Below are 25,977 nucleotides of genomic sequence, written 5' to 3'. Positions count from 1 at the left end.
CATGAGAACTGACCTGTCAACATTCAACGTAGGCAATTATAAAGCTGGGCCGGGATGGAAAGTGTTCACCTGGTACTTTGTGAACTATTACATTTTTAACAGCGCACTGCCATGGCCTTATAGTTTTAAAAGAAAACTCTTACAGCTGTTTGGTGCCAAAGTGGGCAAAGGACTTGTGATCAAAACAAAAGTACGGATCAAGAATCCCTGGCGCCTGGAAATAGGAGATCATTGCTGGATAGGAGAATCTGTATGGATAGATAACCTGGAAGATGTGAGCATCGGCGATCATGTATGCCTTTCACAGGGCGTGTTACTGCTCACTGGCAATCACGACTATACTCTGCCTGATTTTCCATACCGCCTGGGTAAGATAAAGATTGAAGATGGCGCCTGGATAGGTGCGGAATCTGTTGTATGCCCCGGCGTTACCTGCAGCTCTCATGCTATCCTTACGGTTAATTCCGTAGCCACAAAAAATATGGAGGCCTGGCAGATCTATTCAGGGAACCCTGCATCCTTTGTTCGTAAACGCAACATGAAATGAGTAAAAGGTTATTACTGATAGGCGGAAATTTTGCACCGGAGCCAACAGGCATCGGTAAGTATAACGGGGAAATGATCAACTGGCTGGTGGATAACGGTTATGAATGTACCGTGATCACTTCCTATCCGTATTATCCGCAATGGGCAGTTCAGCAGCCTTACCAGCGGATCAAATCCTGGTATAAGAAAGAGGTCCTGCGTGATGGTAAGCTGAAGATATACCGTTGCCCGCAATATGTACCTGCTAAACCATCCGGCAAAAAACGCATTCTGCTGGACCTTTCTTTTTGCCTTTCCGCTTTCTTCAAGCTACTGCAATTGATCCCTGCTAAAAAATATGATGTGGTGATCACGGTAGTGCCTTCTTTTCAATTGGGCCTGCTGGCAGTACTGTATAAAAAGCTCCGCGGCGCTAAATTCCTCTATCATATACAGGATATGCAGATAGAAGCTGCGAGAGACCTGCAGATGATCCGTTCCAAACGGGCTATCAATATGCTGCTGGGTGTGGAAAAATACATCCTGAAACAGGCAGACATTGTGAGCAGTATCTCAGACGGTATGATGCAGAAGATAGGAGAGAAGGCAGAGAAGGACATATTCTTTTTCCCCAACTGGGTAGATACGGCACTGTTCCATCCTTTGGAAGATAAAACTGCGCTGAAGCTGGAATATGGTTTCTCCGCTACAGATAAAGTGTTATTGTATTCCGGCGCGATAGGAGAAAAGCAGGGCCTTGAATCCATCCTGTATGCCGCACAGGCTATGCAGGACAGGAAAGACCTGCAATTCCTGATCTGCGGCTCCGGGCCTTATAAAGAACAGTTGCAGCAACAGGCACAGAAGATGGGATTAAAACAGGTCACCTTTTTACCCCTGCAGTCATTTGAAACCTTCAATCGCTTTCTGAATATGGCAGATGTACACCTGGTGATACAAAAAGCCAGTGCCAGCGACCTGGTGATGCCTTCCAAACTTACCACTATCCTGGCAGTAGGCGGTATGGCTTTGATCACGGCCAACCCTGGATCAGGCCTTCACACGTTGGTGCAGCAGCACAGGATTGGCTTGGTGGTGAATGCAGAAGACCAGGAAGCATTAAATGAAGGCATCCGCCTGGCAGTTGGGGAAGAAGCCCGGGAGGTTACACGGCAGGCACGTGCCTATGCAGCGGAGCATCTGTCTATCGGAAGAGTGATGCGCAGATTTGAAGAATATGTTGTTCAACGCAATTATTAACTATTATGTTAAACCGGTATTTAAAAATATTTCTCATACAGATCATTGTGGTGGACTTCATCTTCCTGAATGCCATCTTTTTTATTGCAGGCTTCAACTGGCGGCAGTACGATCTGCTGGAACATACAGGGGCAGATGCTTTTTTGCTGGTCTCTAACATCGCCTGGGCGGTTGCCTTGTACACTACGGGTATTTATGCCGTAAGCCAGCAACTGTCCTACGAAAAAATGGCCAGGAAAACCATCCAGGGATTGCTGTTGTATTTCCTGGTATTACTTTCCTTCCTCTTTTTATACGGACATTTATATTCCCGCTTTTTTGTGATCATGTACTGCCTGCTGTTTGTATCAGCCGTAGTGATCAGCCGCCTGATATTTTACTGGGTCACCAACTCCATCCTTAATAGTAAGGAAATAGAACGGAAAATGGTGATACTCGGCTACAACGATCTCTCCAAGAAACTGGCTGATAATTTACTGGCAGAGAAAAGTAACCTGAAGTTTGAAGGCTATTTTGAAGAATATAGTAAAGTGCAGGAACTGTCCTACTACCCCGTAATAGGAGGGCTGAAGGATTGTGTGCCTTATGCAAAATCCAACAACATCCGGGAGATCTATTCCACTTTATCGCCGGAACAGTTTCCCTACCTGTATACACTGGCATATGAAGCAGAGCAGCATTTTATTCACTTCCGCTTTGTGCCTGACTTCAAGATGTTCGTGAACCGGCAGATCTATGTGGACTATTTCCATAACATGCCCATCATCTCCTTGCGCTCAGAGCCATTGGATGATATTGCGAACCGCATCCGCAAACGCCTCTTTGACCTGGTGTTCAGTTCCATTGTAGTGGTGTTCATCTTAAGCTGGCTCATTCCTCTGCTGGCATTACTGATCCGCCTGGAATCCAGGGGGCCGGTGTTCTTTATCCAGCACCGTACCGGCAGGAATAACAAAACATTCCGCTGCCTGAAGTTGCGCAGCATGTACGTGAATAAAGAAGCCAATGCCAAACAGGCCACGCGTAACGACAGCAGGTTTACCCGCGTGGGCCGCATCCTCCGGAAAACCAACCTGGATGAGATGCCGCAATTCCTGAATGTACTACTGGGCGATATGTCTATCATCGGCCCAAGGCCACATATGCTGAAACATACAGAAGAATATTCCCGCATCATTCAGCAATACATGATCCGCCACTTCCTGAAACCCGGCATCAGCGGATGGGCACAGGTGAATGGCTTCCGCGGCGAGATCACGGAAGACCTGCAATTGCGCAGGCGCGTGGAATACGACATCTGGTACATGGAGAACTGGTCTGTTTACCTGGATCTGCGTATCATATTTTTAACCGTAGCGAATACGATAAGAGGAGAGAAAAATGCGTTCTGATCTGTTACTGCACGACATGCATTCGCACCTGCTACCCGCACTGGACGATGGGGCGAAACACCTGGAAGACTCGCTGTCGCTGATCCGTCAGCTCTCAGCATTGGGTTATAAGAAGCTGATCACCACGCCACATGTGATCTCCGGTCTTTACTACAACAGCGCGGATACTATTTTTCCTGCACTGGAGGTATTAAGGGCGGCGGTGGAAAAGGAAGGGATCCCAATTGAACTGGATGCGGCCGCGGAATACATGATGGATGATTATTTTGAAACATTGCTGGAAGACAAAACGCCGCTGCTCACCATCAACGGGAAATATGTACTGGTGGAATTTTCCTATGTGGCGCATCCTCCCAATTACAGGACCATCTTTTTTGATCTTAAGATGGCAGGGTATGAGCCCATCCTGGCGCACCCTGAGCGGTATATGTACCTGCATCAGCAGTTTGACGTTTACCGTGAATTATTTGAAACCGGCATCCTTTTGCAGGTGAACCTCTTATCTTTGATGGGATATTACGGCAGCCGCGTGCAGAAAGTGGCCATGCAGTTACTGGAAGAAGGATTGGTGCATTTTATTGGTTCAGATGTGCATCATCAGAAACATATTGATACAATTTCCGGATTTGAAATGAACCGTTCGCTGGAAAAAATGTTTGATAAGGGATTGCTCAGAAATGAACAATTATGAATAAATAACGTAATTTTAATAAGCACGTTAACCTGCCAGGGGAAGGGCAGCATTTAAAAAACTGAATACATAAACCAAGGGTTGCATAATGAAAGCCTCCACAGGAGCCAATAGTTTTCCTGATACCAAGGGATTGATAGAAGATGTTTTCCATGAAATAAGGTCCATTCTTTCAAGCATTTTATCCAGCGTTGAATTAATAGAGCTATATGGGGAAAGAGCTGTTGCCGGCGATAAGATCAGCCGGCAGACAGGATCTATTAAATTACAGGTCATCGAACTGGAATTTCTGATGCAGAATGTCCGCATCATTCAGCACATCTTAAACAAAACCATCACCGCTAAAAGGCTGCCCACCAATGTGGCACACCTGCTCAGGAACCTTATCCGGGACGACAGGTATGCCCCTTTATTTGCATCCTGGGTCAAATTTGAGGTGCACAATACCAGAGAGGTAGCTTACGTGGATGAATTTCTGATGAAACAACTGGTACTGAACCTCTTGTTCCGCATGCGCAGGAATTCCCTCGATAAAACAATACCTTCCCTGGTATGCAGTTTTGAAGCAGATCACATTGTGATCACCTGTACCTATACCGCCAATGCAGGCGATCAGTCCTTTTCCTCTTCCATCAAAATATTTGAGCCGGGTAACCTGCAGGCCTTCCTGGACCAGCGGATCTGTGGCCTGATCTCCTACGTGGCCGAACTCCACGAAGGCAGTTTTGATATTAGTGCAGCAGGAGAAGGCCAGATAGAAATGCTGGTGAGGATACCTTACGATGTAGCTTAGGATACGGAAATTTTGATTTGAATATCCCTTGCCCTGAACTGTATAGGAAGTGCTTCCATTCCCGGCACAAAATTAAAGACCCGCTCTAACACCTTCATCGGGGCATTCGCTTCGATCTCAACTAATCCTCCTTTTTTACGGATCGCTATCTTTTTGTCAGACAGGATGCTGACCTTTTCGTCATGGGTACTCACCAGCGGCAGGAAATAGGATGCCTCTTTATTTATGGTGCTGGCATGGATCAGTACGGCATCCTTACTAAAGGTATACCTGGTTTCACAGCCGGCATCCGCTGCCGGCGACTGGTTTTCGTCCACCAGGGATGAATGGGTTTGTACCGTAATACGCTCATTTGTTTGTGTTGCTGTCACCATAGCCTTAAGGTCATTCACATTGCGGAAGTTGCCTGTTTCAAACCTGGGCGTAAGGCACATGCTGTTGGGATCTTTATCCGGCTGCATATTAATGGCTTCCTGCAATTGGTACCTGTTCATACTGGCCACCAGGATAATCCCCGCATTTTCATGCCACAGCAGGGATAAAGCTCCGCCACTGGCGTGCCCGCCCTTCATTACATACTCCTGGTCATATCCCGTAACCGTACCGCGCCACTTATCTTTCGCGATCAGCCAGGTATAGATATCCGGAAATGCTTTTACACCATAAGCGCTTTCTCTTGGTAATCTGGCCGTAGAAGCTTTTACTTCTTTGGCATGCATCAGCAGGGTTACCAATGCTTTACTATGTGCTATGGAATGGTTCACGCAGGGCAATACACCATGCTGTACATAATGTGGCCCTCCGTGAAGCAGGTTGTTATGGGTGCACTGTGCCAGCAGCCGGGTATTTCTTAGCGCCACTGTATAAAAAGCCGGGTCCCTGTCTGCCATTAGCCCAAATGCAGGCTGGCAGCCGTCACTGGTCCTGCTGCCCCACCAGGTCCATTTGAAATTCCGGGTTCCCCAGCTATTATCCCATGCGCCATCCGGCAGCATGAACTCCATATGCACTTTCATGGATTGTATCGCTTTGTCCATTACCTCCGTATCATTCATCAGCTTCGCATATAATACCATAGCGGGAAGCGACTCCTCCACATTGTACCCAAGGTCTACTGCATAACATCCTTTCACACTCTTTGTGGGTACCGGCTTTCCTTCTCCGAACAGAAAGTTGTCTTTCGGTGTAAAGGAGGCCAGGGCTTCATGCGCCAGTGTTTTGCCTTTTTCTGTAAAATGCGGCTGGTCCAGGTATCTGCCCAGCAGGCACAAAGCATAACTGGCAGAAACAGGGTAATTGATATTGCCGAAGTTGATACTGAAGGTTTTGTAAACATATTCGCCTGCTTTCAGCAAACGGGCCTTCCATTTTTCGATGGTATTTTTATCAAGCAGGTGCCCGAAGTGAATAAGGGATTCAGCTAATGTAACAGAAGTAAATACAGTAATGCCTTTCCAGAAATTCACTTTCGCTTCGTTGATCCAGGCGCCGTCAGGCGTGCTTACATGCTCTTCCATCCAGTCGTACAGGTGGTGTACAGCATCAAGGTATTTTTTGTTTCCTGTTTTATCTGTCATGTAGAGCAGGGGATAGATAGCATCCCCGCATCTGCCATGGATGGTGTTACAGGCCGGGCATTGAATGCCGCCGTTGCTTTCCTGTAAGGCCAGTAATTGGGCAGCCCATTGGCGTACCAGCTGATCACTTAAGGTGAGTAATTCGTTATCTGCGGGCAGGGCGAATGCAGGTAAATGGGGCAGGAGTAAGCTTGTGCTGCCCAACGCACTCAGTTTGAGAAAGTCTCTTCTGGATGTTGACATGTAATGAAAAGTTTTCGTGGAATTCCTGTAAATGTATAAAAAAGGGGGATGTATCAAAGCTTTGATACATCCCCCTTTGATATTCGGGTACTTTTTATAGATATGGAGTTGGTTTACGTCATATCCTTATGGAGCTGTTTTTTGTTTATGTGGGTAGCCCCCATTTTACTTTCTGACCGGCATCTTCAGGGTCAGGGGTTTTTCATTCCGCAGCATTTTAGCCGCTTCCCCTGTTAGCCAGAGATAATGATCAGAAGGCATGCCATCCATATCAATAAAGGAGGTTTTTGTACTCACCGGCGGGTTATTACTGCCTTTAAAGATAGCCGTAGCTTCATTCACTTCATCAAACATAGCCACATACAGCATGGAAGCTCCCGCAGTTAAAGAGGTAGCTACCTGCTGCCAGTAAAAGCGGCCACCCTGGCGGGGTATAGAGCCTACGGGCTTCACATCGTCAGGGAACTCATAACGGCTCAGGTTATGCCAGCTGAAACCGGGATAGATACATGGCACATAATCTACTTTATTCGCCCTGCACCAGGCCAGGTCATCTATCAGGTTATCGCGGTAACGGTCCATATCGTTATGTAATAAAGGAGAATAACGTTGTACCATCCAGGGTAATACAATATCACACTGCCGGATCAGCTGATGCAGGTAAGGATCATTGATGCAATCTGCATTCAGCGTACGCCAGGCAGTGGGTACACCCAGCATAATAGAACATCCTCCATACACCGGGTCATTCTGCAGAAAGTCCATCAGTTTTTCCAGTCCAATATTGCGGATGTTATACGGGCGGTCAGGAAAGCCAACGCCCCATATGGTCACCAGCGGTTTGCCGTTATGGTGCAGATAGACAGGCGAGTTGGTGACCTTCAACTGGTCCACCATATATTTCCAGTCCTCTATCAGGGCAGAACAATCTTCTCCGGAACCTCTCAGGCCGGAAAGATCATACATCACGGCAATGGCCCTTTTGTACCTGGTGGCGGCGGCAAAGGCATTCTTCATAATAACACCGGAAATGGAATCCCGGTTTTTGGCATTGTTGAAGAACCTTTGCATAAACACGCCATCAACACCATATTCCTGCATCCATTTAAAATGAAGGTCTACGGAACTTTTATCGTAAGAACTGAAGAACTTTGCCGGTTCTCCGTTCTTTAATTTCCAGGGAGTGTTATACGTTTTTTCATACTCCGTCACATCCGGCCACATGTCTATGCCGCTGCGGTCTTCATTCCCGTAAGCGAACCGCCTTGCATTGGAGCCGTCTCCTTCTGCACGGAACCATCCCTGGTAACCTGCCATTACAAGTCCTTTATAAGTAGGGTAGCTGGTTTGCTTACTGTGTTTCAGTTGCGAAAAGAGCAAGGTGTTCGCCAGTATCAGCAACGTGGTGAATAGTAGTCTCATATCTTTTTATCTTACAGGTCTGGTGTTAGTATAGCCGCTTTCTCCATGGAACCACCTGGTGGCCTGGCCTGTGAGCCAGAGGTAATGGTCTGAAGGAAGGTCTGCATCAATGCCAATGAAACGTTTATCTGCATGCAAAGGAAGTTCTCCTTCCCGCGCACATTTGTAAATGGCGGTGCCTTCATCTATTTCATCAAACATGGCCACGTACAATGATTTTGCGCCGGACAGTTTTGCGCCTGCCACCTGCTTCCAGAGAAAATCTCCTTTCAGGCGCGGAATGGAATTATAGAGGGAAGGATCGTTCCTCAGATTGCCCCAGCTGAAACCGGGAAATACCAATGGTACATAATCCACTTGATTGGTAGTACACCATTGAATATCACCTGCCAGTTCGCCGCCGGCTACATTGGCATAGTTATCATTGCTGTAACGGCCCACTGCCCAGGGCATAATCACATCTGTTTTTTTAATGAGCGTGTGCAGCAGGGTGGAGTTCTCTGTATCATTTTTTAAAGTTCTCCAGAAGTAAGGCACACCTAACATTACAGATGTTTTTTTGGTAGGTCCTTTTATCTTATCCACCAACCTGTCTACATCCGCAATCGTGTACTTCCGGTTATCATTGAAGCCTACACCCCAGATAGTAACCATTGGTCTTTTGTTATGGCGCAGGTAGGTGGGATTGGCCACATTGTCAAACAGTTTGAACAAGGTTTGCAATTCATTCCAGTCCTGCTCCAGGTAAGCTACATCCTCTGCAGTGCAGCCACTGAGGTCGTACATCACGCAAATGGCACGGGAGTATTTCTTTGCTGCTTTCAATGCATTTTCCAGCACTTTATTGAAATGCCTTTTGCCTTTAACATTGCTGTTCTTGATCTCTACTACAAAACGTTGCATAAAAACACCATCCAGTCCATACTGCTGCATCCATTTGAAATGCAGGTCTATACTTTCTTCATCGTAGGGGCTGTACAGCGGTGCAGTATTTCCATTGGCAAACTTGAAAGGAGAGGGGTAAGTTTTTGTATACTCCGTCATATCAGGCCAGAAATCAATGGTAGAGCAACCTGGTTTAAAACCGCCGCAGCTGCCGTTCTGGAAATGGTACCAGCCTCTTTCAGATGCATCACCTTCCGCCGCAAACCAGCCCTGGTACCCTGCCATTACTAATCCATTATAGGATTTGAAAAGGCAGCCCGTTTCATCATATACTACTTCCTGAACAGGAGGGTCTGGTGGCCCCGGCGGATTGGGCGGCGGTCCGCTGGATGTTTTTTTAGAGCAGCTGAGGGTTAAAAAAACAGCTGCCAATATTAGTGCGTATTTTCTCATGTTAAAAATTTAAATGGGGACTGACACAACGAACCAGAACAGTGAGAAACGAGTTGCCGTGTTCAGCCCCCCATATTTTTACAAGTCTATTTTAACAGCGGGAGCATAGTTAAACTTGGTTTCACCCATATCTATCTTAGCACCTACCCTGAAATAAAAAGGCTTGCCGGGTTTAAGGATCGTGCTGTTGGCAGCGAGGTCTATCTCTAATGTATATACCGTATTGGCATCCACTACTGCATTGATATCACGCTCACTGGCCACCTGGCGCATGGGTTCTCCCACGCGGGAATCCTGGTGTGCATAGAGGCCTATCTTCTGTACATTGTTGATCACGTTCTGCTGCAGTTTGAAAGTAGCCACTACCTTGGTGCCGGTTTTAACAATGCTCACATTGTTCACGCGGATGAAAGGTGTTACGGTAAAATCCAGTTTGGTCTGCCCCTGTATATTCACTTCCTGTGCTTCAATGGGAATGAAGTTACCTCTCACCGGCCTAACGGTGTAGGTATTGGAGAACAACAGGGTGTTAGCATAAGTACCGTCATTTTTAACAATGAGGTATTGCGCTTCCGTATATCCTTTTTCCAGGATCTCTATTTCCGTACCACGGATGATATCCTGTTCCACGAGTGCTTTTGTGGTAGCATCGATGAAGTTGCCGGACAATCCTGCATCGGGCCCATTGTAATTATCTTTCTCACAGGAAGCAAAGGCCAGTGCTGCGATCAGTATGATAGAACTTAACTTTTTCATGATAAGCTGTTTTGAAGATTAGTACTGCGGGTTTTGAACAAGACCATTGGCCCCGATGCCTGGAATGTAACGGTAGTACGCCTTTGGTTCAAAGGTCCTGGTGTTGGAGTTGGGTGTGTTCACCCGTACAAAGATGTACTTGGCAGGTGAGGTCCTCAGGTCTCTCAACGGCAGCAGCGTATGCATATACCGGTTGTTGAAAGTGGTATGGAATTCTCTCCTGCGGATCAGGTCCCAGAAACGTTTGTTCTCAAAAGCCAGTTCCACTCTTCTTTCCCTTTGTACATTGGCTGCGGTTAAAGGAATATCTACCGTGTGCCCTGCACGTTTGCGGATATCGTTGATCGCTTTGGCAGCAGCGGCCGCATCGCCGGTACCGCTTTCCACTACCGCTTCTGCAAAGTTCAGCAGTACTTCTGCATACCTGAATTCAACCCAGTCTGAAGTGCTCTGGTTCCAGCCCGGAACAATAGGATTGTTCTGGTTCATGAACTTTTTGAACCCGAAACCGGTACGCGTATTATTACCGCCATAAGTATCAAAACCGGAATACTGTGTAGTGCTGGCTGCACCATAAGTATAATAAGTAGTACCGCCAACATCTATCTGGTCTTTGATGCGGATAGCCGTTGTACCATCCGGTTTCACATAACCTGCCTGTATGATGATGGGTATATTTTTCCAGATTGTACCTGGAAGAATGGTGGTAGCCCAGAGGCGTGCATCTTTTCCTTTAAAGATATCGTTGGGAGAATCATAACGGATGTAATTCAATGCCGGATTGAAGCCGTTATAATCTGTTACATTTCCTTCTGCCGTGGTAACGATAGGCGCTTCCTGGCCCGGGTTGGCATAAGCTTCATAAGCATCCACGAGATCCAGCGTTGGGTTCATTCTGCCAGGGTGAGGCCATCCGTTGGCAGCCTGTGCAGGCTGGTACCAGATATCATAGTTATGCCCCTGGTTGTTACCCGGTAAGGTATATCCTTTGATGAGGATGGCTTCATTATCTTTTGCCACGTTAGGGTCCTGGAATAATGCGCGGTAATTCTCAGCAGCTGCGTCAACGTTAAGCGGGTTAGGCATGTAAAGGGAATGTACGCCGGAAGTCATGACAGCCTGGGAAGCAGCGATACAGGCAGCATAATAACCTGCAGCATCAGCAGCATCCAGCCCTACCAGTTTCTGCGTAACCGCGGTGCCGGACATAGGTGCCCTGCTGCCGAATTTAGCCAGGGAAGCAGCATGTAAAGCAGCACGTGATTTTAAAGCATAGGCAGCCCATTTGGATGCACGCCTGCCTCTTTCCGCACCAAGGTTGGCAATAGCCACATCACAAAGCTCCAGTACATAATCCCATGTTTCTTTTTCAGTGCTGCGGGGCACTTTAAGATCTTCTACATTACCTGTATACTTCTGTGTGGCCTTGATCAGGGAAACACCACCATATCTCTTGGCAAGCCCGAAGTAAGCAAATGCTTTAATGAAATTTGCTTCACCGGTGAGCACTGCTTTTTCAGGTGCGAGGATATCCAGGGTAGGGATGGCATCTATCAGCAGGTTCACATCACGGATCAGTTTATAACCCGGCTCCCAGTAATGATAATCCCCGTCTCCGATAAAGTCGCCGAACTCTGAGTGCATCGCCTCATCCGCTGCCATGGCAGCAGCCCAGCCGCCGTTATTGGGGTCGCCGCCGTTCTGGTTGAAGCCTGCCCTGAAATATGCAAAGTCTTCAATAGGCAGTTGGTAATAGAGGTTAGCCATATAGAGCTTAACACCCTGTGGATCGCCGAAGAGGTCTTCTGCCCTGATCTTGTCTGTAGGCTGAAGTTCCAGCACACTGTTACAGCTGAAGAGCATCATGCCTGTAACGATCAATAACATTTTCAATTTATAGATTTTCATGACCATGGCTTTAGAAGTTAAGGTTTACACCAACGTTATAGTTCTTGGTGAGCGGGTAGTTGAACCCTGCATTGAACAATCCTTCCAGTCTTTCAGGATCAAATGCTTTTACGAAAGAATCTGCCCAGGTAAAGAGGTTGAAACCATTCGCGAATACGCGGATCCTTTGGATACCGGATGCCCTGTATATTTTAGGGCTGATGGTATAACCCAGTTCAACACTTTTTAAACGCAGGTAAGAAGCATCTTTCCGCCATACGGAACTTTCGCGGTACATGCTGCCCACATCGCCATTAAACCTGGATGCCGGCCATTTGCCCGGTACCCATGCACTGTTTGGATCATAAGGGTCTGCTTTATGCCACCTGTCAAAGAAGTAAGCAGGAGTATTACCTCTGAAGGCCATGATCTCTGCATATACCTCACTGAAACGAACGGTGTACATGGCGGCGCCCTGGAACAGGATATTCACATCAATTCCTTTCCAGGAGCCGTTCAGGGAAAGACCATAGTTGATCTTGGGATTTTTGCCGGAAGGATTCTGGTTATCGTTGGTACCATTTGCACCCATCCATAAAGGCAGCAGATCATTATCATTGATCAAACCATCGTTATTGGTATCCTGGTATTTGAAATCACCAGGCAGTTCGCGGATGTTAGCCTGATCACCATTTTGCAGCGGTGCGCTGTTGATCTCATCCTGGTTCTGGAACTGGCCCAGGTAAGTGAAACCCCACACGATATCGTTGTAACGGTAGTCACTGCCTGTTCTCCATTTTCTGTAACTATTGCCATAAGCACCTCGTTCCTGGTACATGTTCATGGTACGGGAATAGTTGAAGTTGGCAGAGATGTTATATTGGAAATCGTTGATCCTGTTATTGTGGTTGATGGTAAATTCAAGACCCTGTACACGGTCTGAGTTGAGGTTCTCCTGTGGTAAGGTACCACCAAAGGTATTGGGGAGAGACACATTCCTGTATGCCAGCAGGCCCTCACGGTCCCTGCGGTATATATCAAATTCAATATTCAGTTTGCCGCGGAACAATCCGAGGTCTATACCAATATCTGTTACTTTGGAAGTGTTCCATTGCAATTGATCGTTCACAATAGCAGGAGCAGCAGCACCATTCGTTAAGGCACCATTCTCAAATTCATACCTGCCACCACCTGAAGTAGAGAAACCTGCGATGTACTGGAATGGATTACCCTGATCACTACCTACAAGACCGTAAGAAGCTCTCAGTTTCAGGTTAGAGATCAACGGCACCTTTTCTTTTATGAAAGGTTCTTCGGACAGTCTCCATCCACCGGTAACCACCGGGAAGAAACTCCATCTTTTGCTGGGATGGTAACGGAAAGATCCATCCTGGCGAAAGGCAAAGTCTATCAGGTATTTCCTGTTGTAGTCATAACTGAAACGGCCGATATAAGAAAGGTTGGCGCTTTGGCCTTCTCCTCCGTTATTCTCGGCACCTAAAGAACTACCGGCAGGGATCTGATCGCTGGTAAAAAATTCATAGTAACGTTTCAGCCAGCCAGTCCTGCTCCAGTTCTGCATTTGTTCTACTACAAGCAGACCGGTAACATTATGGGCTTTCCCGAATGTTCTGATATAATTGATCTGGCCCTGCAGGTTGAGCTGGTTATAGTTACCAAAGTCGTTGGAGATACTCGCGGTACCTACCCTTTGTGGTTGTGGTATATACTGATTGCCCACATAGGTATACAGCTTATAGGGCTTGGATACATCCTTGTTTTGATAACTGGTCATATCATATGCACCGGAAGCACGCAGGCTGAGGCCTTGTACAAAAGGTACCGTATATGTTAATACCAGGGTAGATTGCACATTCCTTGTTACGCTTTCGTTGTAACCGGTAATATCGCGGTTGGACAATATCAGCGGGTTCTGATTGGAAGGTGTTACTACTGCAGGATAATCCGGGTTGTTGTTGGCATAGGGTTTTTCCGTTGGCAGTGTTACCCGTGTACCTTTAAATATGTTGAAGAAGTTTTCGCCGGGTACCTCTCTTTTATCATACCTGCCTGCAAGGAATAATTCCGCTTTCAGGTTTTTATGCAGCTCAGTGGTGATATTGGAACGCAGGTTGAACCTTTTATAGCCCATGTCGTTACTTTTCAATAAACCGCCTTCTTCTGCATAGGCAAGGCTCATGAAGTACTGCGTTTTTTCTGTTCCGCCAGAGGCAGAAAGATTATGCTGTTGCTGCAGGGCATGTTTTTTCATCGTCACATCATACCAGTCAGTACTTTCATAACCCGGTACCCCATCTATCCATTTCTGTAATTCATCTTTGGTGAGGAAGGGTGAGCCGCCTGCAAAGATGGCTGCTTCGTTCCGCATCTGCATCCACTGGCTGGCGCTGGACATCAGCGGTACATCTGTTGGTTTCATCATACCTACTACACCGGTATAATCAAAACGCGGTTTACCTACAGATCCTTTTTTGGTGGTAACGATCACTACCCCGTTGGCAGCACGTAAACCATAAATGGCAGCCGAGGCATCTTTCAGGAAAGAAACGCTCTCAATATCATCCGGGTTCAGCCGCTGGAATTCACCTGCACCATCACGGGCAATCCCGTCAATTACAAAGAGCGGTGTTCCAAAACCACGGAGATTGATCATATTGTCAAAAGTACCGGGCTCACCACCTAACTGGCGGATCTGCAAACCGGCTACCTTTCCCTGTAATTTTTGTGCTAAACTGATATTGGTGGTGGTCTGGATCTCCTTGGCAGATATATTACTTACCGCACCTGTAAGGGTTTCTTTTCTGCGGGTACCATAACCTACCACCACTACTTGTTCCAGTTGTGCATCTGATGCACTTAAGGCAACATTGATGGTGCTTCTGCCATTGATCTGTTCAGTGACAGTGTTCATACCCATGTAAACAAATAATATTTCGGTAGCTGCGGCGGGAACATTGAGGGAATATTCTCCCCGTACATTAGTGGTAACCCCTGTTCTTTTGCCGGCAGCATCTGTGGTGAAAACACTTACACCTGGTAAGGCGCTACCGTCTTTGGCATCTGTTACTTTCCCACTGATGGTTTTCTGTTGTGCCAGCGCACAGAGCGGAAAAATGCTAAGCAGCATCAATAGGTAATAGATTTTTTTCATAACGTTAGTATTTGGTTGAATTATGGTTATTTCACTGTTTCTGGTTGCATTTACGCATCCTATGGCGGTAGAAAATAGAAAAAGGGCATAAGTCGGAATTATGATGGATTAATAATTATTTGATGGAAAGCGATTGCGGGGTGTACGTGGCAGTACCCCACTGCTTGTTAGGTTTGGGTCCCATCTCCAGTTCAAGATGACCGCCATTCACCAGTTGTTCATGGGTGAAGAAAGGCGTGTTCAGTTCCTTACCATCTATCTTAGCGCTTTGTATATATTTATTAACAACGGATGAACCATTTGCCGTGATGCGGAATTGTTTGCCACCGGGCAGATCAATACTTACTTTGCTGAATACAGGGCTGCCGATAGTATACACAGGCAGGCCGGGGGTAATAGGGTAGAAGCCCATGGCAGTGAACACCACAAATGCCGTCATACCTCCACCATCTTCATCGCCGGGGATACCAAAGATGTTATCCTTAAACCATACATCTAAAAGGAAGCGGGTACGTTTCTGTGTTTTCCAGGGAGCATCTGTGAAGTTATAGAGATACGGAATATGGAAACTCGGTTCATTACCCATGGAGAACTGGCCAATTAAACCGGTAGCATCCGGGAACGTTGCCTGGAAAGTATACTTGGAACGGCCGAGGTCCTCCCGGTAGAGCTGGTCCAGCTGGGTTTCAAAACCTTTTTTTCCTCCCATTAAACTGATCAGGCCGGGGATATCCTGCTGCACCTGCCACTTATAAGTATAACCGTTATTCTCATCATAGAATTCCCTTCCACCCATACCACCATCAAACTTGGGGTCGATATTGATCCAGTTGCCCTGGATATCTTTCGGCATGAACAATTGCTTTTGCGGATGCCAGAGTGTTTTGTAATTCTGTCCCCTTGGTGCAAACAACTTTGCGTCTTCTTTTTTGCCGAGGTCTGCAGCGAATTGCGCAAGTGCCCAGTCGTCATAACTATTACCTAATGTAACCGCTACAGCCTGCCGCTTTTCAAAGGAATGCACCTGTGGAATGGTCTCTTTTTCACCGGGTTTTAAAGAAGGGAAATAACCTTTTGCGTGGTAATGATCATCCAATGCTGTTTTGGGGCCGTTGGCCCATGGCAGCATGGTGGCATCCGTTGCATTCCTGCGCATGCCTTCATAAGCTTTGGCCACATCGAAGTTCTTGATCCCTTTCCGGTAAGCATCCAGGAACACTACAGAAGAGTGGAACCCGTTCATACAGGCATGGTCCCCAAACAATACCGGGAAGGTGGGCATCCAGCCGCTTTGCTCGTACATGCGAACATAAGATTGCAGCATATCCGCTTCCTGCGTGGGGTTCAGGATGTTCCGCAATGGATGATGGGCGAGATAGGTATCCCATGACCAGTCATCCACATAGAAGGGGCGGCTCTCTTTATGGACTTGTTTATCATAGCCACTGTAGTAACTGCCATCTTCAGAAATGTCTACCATCCTTTCATAACATCTGTAGAGCGCGGTATAAAAAGAACGTTTCTGGGCTTCGGTACCCCCTTCCACTTTAATCTGGGAGATCACGCTGTTCCATGCTTTCTTTCCATCGTCCACCACCTGCTGGAAAGACCTGTTCTTTAATTCTTCGAAGTTCTTTTTAGCCTGCGCCTCACTCACATAACTGATGGCATACCTGAACTCAATGTTCTTTGTGGAAGGAGGGAAGGTGATGGTGGCTTTCTTTCCCTGTACCGTATGTGTTGCTGCTGTATTGAACACACCATACATATACACCTTAATATCTCCGTGGTAAGTTTCCAGCCCGGTTATTTCCGTGGCGGAAGGAAAGGCATAAGATGCCTGGCCATTGTTATATACATCCAGGAGTAGTGTATTGGTGCCTGTAAACTTAAAAATGCCCGCTTTCTTCGCCGGGGTGAACTCCACCGTAATATCATCATCTACCAGGTAAGTGCTGTAATACCAGGGCTTCAGTACTTCCAGGTCATGATCATAGGTCATTTTACCCGGTTGGGCTACCGGCCTTAAAGCAAACACCTGGCCTAAACGATGTGAAACGATCGTAAGCGGGAAGCTGGCAATCTGATCATCAAGATAGTCTTTTCGTTGAGGCGCCATCCGGATCACCTGGTTAGGCAGTTGAATGGTAGGGCGGGTAGGTTCCAGTAACTGACCTACATTGCCAATAGTTGGATCTACATAATCCAGTGGTTGTTGTGCAAGCCCTGCCAGGAATAAATGGCAGGATACCAGCACCAGTAATACAGTTTTCTTCATAACCTGGTAATCATTTCATTTAATAAGTGGAATCTGTATGCAAGAAACCGGCATTGCACTAACAAAAGGGTTAATGAATGAACTAATAGGGAAATTAATTTTAAAAAAGGTTAAATATTATTGGAATTCAGGGAGTTGAAGAAGGTGTTTTTTTCTGCTACCATGGAAATTAGTGCATTAATTAATGCTTTTATTTAAGTGTAATTGCTACCCCAATGCAGAAAAACTGAAAATATCTTTATCTTGAAACCTTCCCGTTATAGAATTCAATGAAGATTGGCCGTATGATCAGGAATCGTCGCTTACCGACCGAGAAAAATGAGTATTTTGTATGCAAAGAAGCTTTTTGGTCTCCCATGTGGAAAATAATTCGTTGTTTAAGCGCTATCCTCCTCGTCTGCCATGCCGGTTTTAGCCAATCGCATGGTTTGGGGTTTTCCAGCCATGAAGTAGTACCGGAAAAAAGAACCTCCCTTCACCTTACGCCAGCCGAAGAGATCTGTTTACATAATGGCACCGAAATTTCGTTCGACCTGAAGTTCAAACCGAATATGGAAACCTATTTCGGTTACATCATGCGGGTGATCACGGGGAACCGTCAGAATATTGATGTAGTATATAATCAAAGGCTGGCCACTTTCAATTTCATCATAGGAGAAACATTAGCCGGCAACGTCACCATAGACACCCTTCTGTTATATGGCGGCTGGAGCAGGTTCAGCATACGTTTTGATGAACCGCAGCAGGAAGCCTCCTTTTATGTGAACGACAAATTCATCTGCAAAGGCAAGGTGAACCTTTATAAAAGCCCCTGCTGCCAGATCTTTTTCGGCACCAATAATTATGAAGGTTATCAAACGCTGGACACGCCACCGATGAATATTAAAGATATCCGCATCCAGGAAGATGGTAAGGTGAAACACTACTTCCCTTTATCTGAGGTGAGCGGCACAGAGGCAGGAGATAGTGCAGGGAAAAGAACGGCACTGATCAGGAACCCGGCCTGGATAAAACCAAGGCACCAGAACTGGATGACGGTTAAAACCGCTACCATCAACGGATCGCCTAGTGTGGCTTTCGACAAACAGCAGGAAGTACTGTACATCGTAGGTAAAGACTCCCTTTACCGTTTCAGTTTGAAGGATCTCCGTTTTACCGGTGTGCAACTGGCTAAAGGGCGGGAGGTATTACCTGCGGGCAATCAATCCGTTTTTAATAAACAGTTATATAACTTTTATATAGACCAGCAGAAGGTAAGCACTTACGATACGGCCAGCCGTACCTGGGATGTGAACTTTGCACCGGGAGAGCTCACAGAATGGTGGCAGGCAAACAAGTTCTATTCTACTGTGGATACAGCTATCTATATAATAGGCGGATATGGCCAGTTGCAATACAAAAATAAAGTACAGCGTTACCATATCCCTACCCGGCAATGGGATTCAATGGCTGTAAAGGGCGATGCTTTTATGCCCCGTTACCTTGCTGCTTTAGGTACCAATGCAGCCACAGACACTGCTTACATATTGGGTGGATATGGCAGCAACACAGGCGATCAGGCCATCAACCCAAAGTATAATTACGACCTGATGGCGTACAGCGTGCGGAACAGCACCTTTTCACAGATCTATCATTTACCGGAACCTGCCAGCCAGTTCTGTTTTGCCAACAGCCTGATCATTGATCCGGGCAGCCGCGATTATTATACCCTCATCTATCCTACAGACCGGTTCAATTCCAAATTGCAGCTCATCAGAGGATCATTGGAAACGCCTTCCTATCAGTTGATGGGAGATACCATTCCTTATGCTTATTATGATATCCGTTCTTATGCAGACCTGTATTACTGCCCTGCCAGCAAAAAGCTGGTAACGGTAACGCTCTATCATGAGAGAGATGATGTAACCAGCCTGAAGATCTATACGCTGGATTTCCCGCCTAACCCTGTAGTACCGGAACGGGCACCCGCAGGCAAACAAGGTTTTGGATTCTGGATGTATATAGTAGGTGGCCTGCTGATGCTGCTGCTGGCTTATAATTTTGTCCGCAAAAAGAAAGTACCTGTACCCGCAGAACGTGCAACATTGCTGCCGGATGAAGAAGCGCCGGAAGCAATACCTGAACGTTCTACTATTTATCTCTTCGGGCAGTTTGAAGTATTTGATAGGAGTGGCAACGATATCACGAAACAGTTCACGCCTTTATTAAAGGAATTGTTCCTGCTGTTATTGATCTATACTTATAAAGATGGAAAGGGCATCTCTTCAGAAGAATTGTATGAAGCCCTGTGGAGTGATAAGTCCGCAAAGGATGCACGGAACAACTATTCCGTAAACATTGTAAAATTAAAGGCCATCCTGGAAAAGATAGGCGACTGCCACATCGGGCGCGAGTCCGGTAAGTGGAAATTCGAGATCCTGCAGGATTCCATGAAAATAGATTACCAGCATTATGTAGAATGGATGGCGCATAAGCCGGCCCTGCAGAAACCTGCTGTGAATGAACTCCTGCAGATCGTACACCGCGGCTCTATCCTGAAAACAGTGCATTATGAATGGCTGGACGATATCAAGGCCAATATCTCCGGACAGGTCACAGACCTGCTGTTGCAATACATTGCCGTTACAGACCTGCAGGCGGAAGCGGAGTTCATTGTAAAGGTCACGAATGCCATCCTGCATTTTGATAATCTCAACGAGGAAGCCCTGGGATATAAATGTCGTTGCCTCATCATCTCCGGAAGGCATAAAATGGCCAAGGATGCCTACCTCAAATTCACCAAAGAATACAAAGAAAGTTATGGCCAGGAATTCGGCCGCAGTTTCACAGAAATTACTTTAGAGGCTTAACATAGCCATCCCTCCTTCATTACAGCCCTTCTTTACCCCAGCGGGGCAAAAAATAATTTGCTTTGTTTGAACATTGTATATATGTTTGTACATAGTAACAATGCCCTCTTAGCGGAGAGACGAATTATGTCAACTTAACTTACTATTAATCAGTGAGTTTAGGGTCATCCTATTGTATGTACATATCTACAGTATCCACGGACGAATTCATTTTATCAACAAACCAAAACTAGACACTTATGAAAAGTGCTTCACTCAGACCAATGCTCTGCATGTTATGTTTGCTGCTTGCCCTGCAGGGGTATGCGCAGGATGTAGTGAAGGGCGTGGTTACAGACGCCGTCAATCAAACACAGATCCCGGGTGTAGCCATCAGGGTCAAGAACAGGAACACGGGTACGGTTTCCGATCCCAACGGAGGATTCACCTTATCATTAAACGCAGCAACAGACACTATCGTAGCCAGCAGTATTGGTTATTTAACACAGGAGTTTGCCGTAGGCGGCAGAAAGGTGATCAACATCTCTCTGCAGGCAGATCCGCAAAAACTGGGAGAACTGGTAGTGATCGGTTATACCACGGTACGCAGGAAAGACCTCACCGGTGCCGTTGCTTCCATGGGCCCTGAACAACTCACCCGCATGCAAAGCAATAACGTAGTGTCCAGTCTTGTTGGCCTCGCTGGCGTAAGGGCCACCGGTTCCGATGCCGGCAGCATCCGCATCCGCGGTAACCGTTCTGTAGCAGCCAGCAACACTCCCTTACTGATCGTAGATGGTATGCCTTATTATGGTTCCCTCAATACCATTGATCAAAACGACATTGCCTCCCTGGACGTTCTGAAAGATGCTTCTTCTGCTGCCCTGTACGGATCAAGAGGTGCTAACGGCATCATTGTGATCACTACTAAAAAAGGGATCAAAGGAAAGAGCCGCATCTCTGTGGATTCCTATACCGGCGTAGGCAAATACTACTGGGGCAATCTCCGCAATATGAATGCGGCAGAATACATCCAGTTCAAACGGGATGCTAACAGGGCCGCAGGGATCTGGAATTCCACCGCAGACGATTCCAAAATATTCTCCACAGTGGAACTGGATAAACTGGGGCAGGTAGATAATAATTTCGCCAAAGACTATTACGATAAACTGGGCTTCCAGACGAACAATACAGTCACCTTTACTTCGGGTAGCGACAGGGGTTCACAGAAGATCTCTTTTAACTACCTGAACAATAAAGCGCGTGGAAAGAACATGGCCAAATACGACCGTTTCATTCTTTCCACTGATCATGATCTGCAGATCCGTAAGAACATCCGCATCGGTTTATCCAGCCGCCTTTCTTATGAAAAGCAGCAGAACGAACCCGGGAGCTTCGGATACCGCTTATTCCGCTTTATACCTACCGTTGAATTATATGATGAGAACGGAGAGCTGATTGCTTTCCCTATCGGCGATTCATTGCTGAAGAACCCATTCCTGGATGAAAACAGGGATGCATGGGATTCTCAGTCGAGCGCCTACCAGGCTTTTATCAAAGCTTTTTTTAGTGTCGACATTCTTCCCGGCTTGAACTTCAGGACCAATCTTTCCATGGACCAGGTGTTTACAGATGGTGGTTCCTATATAGATAACCGCTCTGCCGTTTTTGCGGAAGCATTGAACCAGGCCAGCATCAGCAATGGCAAAAGTTCCCGTTATGCCTGGAACAATATCCTGAACTATAAGAAAACATTTGGCGATCATGCGATCGATGCATTTGGTGTATTTGAACTGCAGGAGAGCAGAAGCCTCAGCAGCAATGCTTCCGGCAGCGATCAGGCACTGGCGCAATACAAATGGTATAACATTGATGCCTTAACACAGAATAAAACGCTGGGCAGTGAGTTTGTACGTTCACAACAATTGTCTTATGTAGGCCGTGTGCAATATGCTTATAAAGACCGTTACATTCTTACCGGTACCATGCGTTATGATGGTGCCTCTCAACTGGCACCGCGTAACCGCTGGGACTTTTTTCCTTCTATCGCTGCCGCATGGAACATCAGCGAAGAACCTTTCTTTAACGTAAAACCGGTATCCAATCTTAAACTGCGCGCCAGCTATGGTTTAACAGGGAATAATGCCATCAGTCCTTATGCTACCTATGGCGCCGTACTTACCCGTTATACTATTTTCGGAGGATCAGGCGGGGATATTCCTTATCCTACTCTGGAACCTGATCAATTGGCTGTGGAAACACTGAAATGGGAGAAGACCAAAATGCTCAATGCTGGCCTTGATTTCGGTTTGTTCGAAGACCGCATCACCGGTAGTGTGGATTTCTATAGCTCTAAAACATCTGACCTGCTGAACAGGCGCAAACTGCCTTATACTACAGGGTTCAATAATGTATGGGCCAACATTGGTAAGTCACAGAACACTGGTGTGGAGATCACACTGAATGCAGTGGCGATTGATAAGAAAGACCTGCGCTGGAGCCTGGGCCTTAACTTCTATCATAACAAAGAAGAACTCACAGAACTTTACGATCCCCGTTTAACAAAGGATATACAGAATGGCTGGTGGATTGGTTACCCGGTGAATGGTGTGACGTTTGATTATGTGTCCGCCGGTATCTGGCAAACCAATGAAGCACATATTGCAGCCGTCTATGGCCGCAAACCGGGAGAGATAAAAATAAAAGATATTGACGGCGATGGTACTATCACAGGGAGCGACAGGCAGATCATTGGTACAGAGCGTCCCACGCTGGGATCATCTCTTACCACTACGCTCACTTACCGCAACTTTGACCTGATGCTGGATGTGTATTCTGAAATTGGTGCTTTAACGCGGGACGATTGGAGCACTACCAGGTGGGCAAATGACATGGGACGTTTTAATGCCGCGAAGATAGATTACTGGACACCTGAAAATCCTTCCAACAAATATCCGCAACCTTTAGCGGGCAGAAGTTCCCTTGATTTTATTTCTTCCATCGGTTATTACAAGAATGATTTTGTGCGGCTGCGTAATGCAACATTAGGATACTCCTTCACTAAACTGCTTCCCTTTGCAGAACGTGCCCGGGTATATGTTGCTGCGGCAGAACCTTTACGTTACTGGCGTTATACGGCAGAAGGCGGATTGGCTGACAGAGAGGTAGTTTATAACATTGGTTTTAACCTCACTTTTTAAAACAGGAAGCATGAAAAAGATCTCACTATTATATGCATGTTTGTTTTTGTTGCCATTTACAGCCTGCAAAAAATACCTGAACGAAGAATCCTATGGCGCTACCACACAGGTGTTCAAAACAGAAGAAGGTGCGCTCACCTTACTGAACTCTTTATATGACCGTTTGCGGTTGATGGGCTATGGCAGTGGTAACCTGGGTTACATGACGGAAAGCGGAACGGACATCTGGCTGCGCGGCGGCGGTAACGGGAATGTGCAGTTAACGGAGTACCGTACGCTGGATGCACAATACGGACTGAACGGTAATATGTGGAACCACTATTACAAAGGCGTATGGAATGCGAATTATTTCCTGGAGCAGGCCAAAAATATCACCTGGAGTTCAGAGAGTAAAAAGAACCAGAAGATGGGAGAGGCCTTAACCTTAAAAGCCTATTTCCTTTTCTTTATCGTGAATACCTGGGGGGGTGTACACCTGCCTAAAACCACTGATTATAATGAAGGGCTGATCGCCGCACGTAGCACAGAAGAAGAATTCTATACAGAGATCTTCAAATGCCTGAATGAAGCGCTGACCACAGTACCACTTACATCCACAGAAACAGGCCGTATTACCAAACCGGTGGTGGAAGCCTTCCTGGCAAGGGTGCATTTATATCATAAGGATTGGGATAAGGTGATCGAATACAGCACCAATGTGATCACTAAATATAATTATGCGCTCATCCCCAAATGGAAAGATCTCTGGAATGCAGCGCTTGACCGCAGCAAAGAATTCGTTTGGCAGGTGAATTGGGGTAAGGATAAAAGCTTTAACCAGGCAGGCGCTAACTTCTGGTTCCAGGCATTTTCTCCTTTCATTGACCAGTTCCCCGGTATTCAAACAGAACTGATCTGGACAGGTTACGGCGGTGTGCAGATGGTAGCTTCCAAATTCTACCTGGGCCTCTTTAACCGCGATGCGGATGCCCGCTGGAAAGATGGTTTCCAGACAGTATGGTATTACAACAAACCAACTAATAAACTACCCTTGCAGGTAACGCCTTATGTGGATACAGCCTTGTTCTTTGTGCCTTATGTATTCACCGCGGCAGACAGGGCCAGGGCAGTGAACCGTTATACCGCCAAAGATGTGAATGACCTCTATAGTGTGAATGGTATTCCTAAAGACCCTAAAGTATTTATAGGATTTAAAAAATTTGATGATCATACAAGGCCGGGTGCATTGTCCACTGAGAACAGCGCAGAAGATTATTCCGTGATCCGCCTCGCAGATATTTACCTGATGCGGGCAGAGGCTTATATCATGAAAGCACAGCAGGGCCTTGCGGCAAACGATGTGAATGTGATCCGTGACCGTGCTACCGTTCCGGGCCATGAGGCAGAAATGGATGTAGATGCCTCACAAATGACGGTGGATTTTATCCTGGATGAAAGAGCCCGTGAACTGGGTGGTGAAATGATGCGCTGGTTCGATCTGAAACGCACCGGTACATTGATCACAAGAGTGAGGGCTTATAACCCTGAAGCAAGCGCTTACATCCAGCCATTCCATGTGCTGCGTCCTGTGCCGCAGTCGCAATTCGATGGTATGCCTGATCCTTCCACGCTGGGCCAGAACACCGGGTATGGTTTCTAACATCCAAAACTTTTTAACATGAAAAAGATATTATTTATACTGCTTGTACTGTTCACCGCCTGTAAAAAGGAGGATGCTCCTTCCGCCCTTAAGAACGACCTGGTGAATATCATAGCCACTACAAAGGAACTGATCTCAAAAACGGTGGAAGGAACGGAACTGGGCATGACGGCCCCCGGTTCCAAAGTTACCCTGCAAACGCAGGTGGACTGGGCCACATTCATCCTCCAGAACTCCGGCACGGATACCGCTTATGCCAATGCTAAAAAGAAACTGTTACTGGCGATCGATATCTTCAATAACAACAAAGTAAAGGCCGGTGTACCTAAATTTGTGAACGGCGCTTACTTTGACCTGGGGCAATTGAAGAACCTGGTACCGAATGTGAAGTCCTTCACCATTGAATGTAAAGTAAAACTGGCGGACCTCAATACAGATGGAACTGCCAGCCTGGGCAGTTTTATTACGGCAGATGATGGTACCACGGGTATTCTGCTACGTTATACCAAAGCCGGGAAAGTAGAAGCTTATGTGAATGGCGGTTCCTGGTTTGGTGTGGGTACAGGTAATAACGCAGTACAAGTGAACACATGGCACCATATTTCGTTTACTTTTAACGGCACTACGATTAAGATATACATAGACGGGGTGGAAGCTGCTACCGCTACTTCCGCTACAGAGGTCACGCCTAAAACGGCGGAAACGGCTCCTTTCTTTATGGGGATGTCCCGCAACTTCCAGTTCAATTCAGCAGACCAGCGGGCCATGCATGGAAATATCAAGGATGTACGCTTCTGGAAAGTACCTTTAACTGCCGCAGAAGTAATGGATAATAAGGATAAGGTATTGACAGGGACGGAAGCAAACATTGTGGCGCTGTGGCCATTTGACCTGAACCTTGGATTAACAGTGAAAGATAAAACAGGCAATTTTTCAGCAGCAGGTAAGAACGTTACCTGGGAATAAAAGAGAAGATT

16 protein-coding genes are annotated in these 25,977 nt (G+C 46.6%); 9 read left to right on the top strand and 7 right to left on the bottom strand.

Annotated features, from left to right (window positions below; all coding sequences use genetic code 11):
- The first annotated feature begins 1 nt into the window (after position 1).
- From AAHN97_RS13625 to AAHN97_RS13605, 5 genes are all read left to right on the top strand, one after another.
- The gene (locus AAHN97_RS13625) at positions 2-547 is read left to right on the top strand and encodes a WcaF family extracellular polysaccharide biosynthesis acetyltransferase (RefSeq protein ID WP_343308187.1); all 546 of its coding nucleotides are present in this window, start codon (positions 2-4) and stop codon (positions 545-547) included.
- Positions 544-1,785 carry a WcaI family glycosyltransferase gene (locus AAHN97_RS13620; protein ID WP_343308186.1) on the top strand — a complete coding sequence of 414 codons (1,242 nt, stop codon included), beginning with the start codon at positions 544-546 and terminating at the stop codon, positions 1,783-1,785. Before AAHN97_RS13625 ends, AAHN97_RS13620 begins: the two co-directional genes overlap by 4 nt.
- A gap of 5 nt (positions 1,786-1,790) precedes the next feature.
- Entirely contained in the window at positions 1,791-3,176 is a 1,386-nt protein-coding gene (locus tag AAHN97_RS13615; RefSeq protein WP_343308184.1) for an undecaprenyl-phosphate glucose phosphotransferase, read from the top strand.
- On the top strand, positions 3,166-3,867 hold the full coding sequence (locus AAHN97_RS13610) for a tyrosine-protein phosphatase (RefSeq protein WP_343308183.1): 702 nt from the start codon (positions 3,166-3,168) through the stop codon (positions 3,865-3,867). Before AAHN97_RS13615 ends, AAHN97_RS13610 begins: the two co-directional genes overlap by 11 nt.
- Before the next feature lie 88 nt (positions 3,868-3,955).
- Positions 3,956-4,660 carry a hypothetical protein gene (locus AAHN97_RS13605; protein ID WP_343308182.1) on the top strand — a complete coding sequence of 235 codons (705 nt, stop codon included), beginning with the start codon at positions 3,956-3,958 and terminating at the stop codon, positions 4,658-4,660.
- Here AAHN97_RS13605 and AAHN97_RS13600 read toward each other — a convergent pair.
- From AAHN97_RS13600 to AAHN97_RS13570, 7 genes are all read right to left on the bottom strand, one after another.
- Positions 4,657-6,480, bottom strand: coding sequence for a hypothetical protein (locus tag AAHN97_RS13600; RefSeq protein WP_343308181.1), 1,824 nt, complete (start codon positions 6,478-6,480; stop codon positions 4,657-4,659). The genes AAHN97_RS13605 and AAHN97_RS13600 overlap by 4 nt on opposite strands.
- Before the next feature lie 165 nt (positions 6,481-6,645).
- A complete protein-coding gene (locus AAHN97_RS13595; RefSeq protein WP_343308180.1) occupies positions 6,646-7,902 on the bottom strand; it encodes a glycoside hydrolase family 71/99-like protein in 1,257 nt (418 codons plus the stop codon).
- 6 nt (positions 7,903-7,908) lie between these two features.
- A complete protein-coding gene (locus tag AAHN97_RS13590) occupies positions 7,909-9,240 on the bottom strand; it encodes a glycoside hydrolase family 71/99-like protein (RefSeq protein WP_343308179.1) in 1,332 nt (443 codons plus the stop codon).
- A 78-nt stretch (positions 9,241-9,318) separates the two neighbouring features.
- Positions 9,319-9,996: a DUF3823 domain-containing protein gene (locus AAHN97_RS13585; RefSeq protein ID WP_343308177.1), complete on the bottom strand. Its 678-nt coding sequence runs from the start codon at positions 9,994-9,996 to the stop codon at positions 9,319-9,321.
- A gap of 18 nt (positions 9,997-10,014) precedes the next feature.
- Entirely contained in the window at positions 10,015-11,904 is a 1,890-nt protein-coding gene (locus AAHN97_RS13580; protein WP_343308176.1) for a RagB/SusD family nutrient uptake outer membrane protein, read from the bottom strand.
- A gap of 10 nt (positions 11,905-11,914) precedes the next feature.
- Entirely contained in the window at positions 11,915-15,055 is a 3,141-nt protein-coding gene (locus AAHN97_RS13575; protein ID WP_343308175.1) for a SusC/RagA family TonB-linked outer membrane protein, read from the bottom strand.
- Positions 15,056-15,170: 115 nt separating this feature from the next.
- Complete coding sequence (locus AAHN97_RS13570; RefSeq protein ID WP_343308174.1) at positions 15,171-17,333, bottom strand: GH92 family glycosyl hydrolase; 2,163 nt, start codon at positions 17,331-17,333, stop codon at positions 15,171-15,173.
- Between the two features lie 356 nt (positions 17,334-17,689).
- Here AAHN97_RS13570 and AAHN97_RS13565 point away from each other — a divergent pair, with 356 nt between their 5' ends.
- The 4 genes from AAHN97_RS13565 to AAHN97_RS13550 all read left to right on the top strand — a co-directional run bounded on the left by AAHN97_RS13565 (position 17,690) and on the right by AAHN97_RS13550 (position 25,966).
- The gene (locus AAHN97_RS13565) at positions 17,690-20,182 is read left to right on the top strand and encodes a Kelch repeat-containing protein (protein WP_343308173.1); all 2,493 of its coding nucleotides are present in this window, start codon (positions 17,690-17,692) and stop codon (positions 20,180-20,182) included.
- A gap of 239 nt (positions 20,183-20,421) precedes the next feature.
- Positions 20,422-23,361, top strand: a complete 2,940-nt coding sequence (locus tag AAHN97_RS13560; RefSeq protein ID WP_343308172.1) for a SusC/RagA family TonB-linked outer membrane protein — start codon at positions 20,422-20,424, stop codon at positions 23,359-23,361.
- 10 nt (positions 23,362-23,371) lie between these two features.
- On the top strand, positions 23,372-25,000 hold the full coding sequence (locus AAHN97_RS13555; RefSeq protein WP_343308171.1) for a RagB/SusD family nutrient uptake outer membrane protein: 1,629 nt from the start codon (positions 23,372-23,374) through the stop codon (positions 24,998-25,000).
- Between the two features lie 18 nt (positions 25,001-25,018).
- The gene (locus AAHN97_RS13550) at positions 25,019-25,966 is read left to right on the top strand and encodes a LamG domain-containing protein (protein WP_343308170.1); all 948 of its coding nucleotides are present in this window, start codon (positions 25,019-25,021) and stop codon (positions 25,964-25,966) included.
- Positions 25,967-25,977 lie beyond the last annotated feature (11 nt).

Source organism: Chitinophaga niabensis (assembly GCF_039545795.1).
Taxonomy (GTDB): Bacteria; Bacteroidota; Bacteroidia; order Chitinophagales; family Chitinophagaceae; genus Chitinophaga; species Chitinophaga niabensis_B.
The sequence above is the reverse complement of the archived record's forward strand: the minus strand, read 5'-3'. Positions and strand labels throughout refer to the sequence as shown.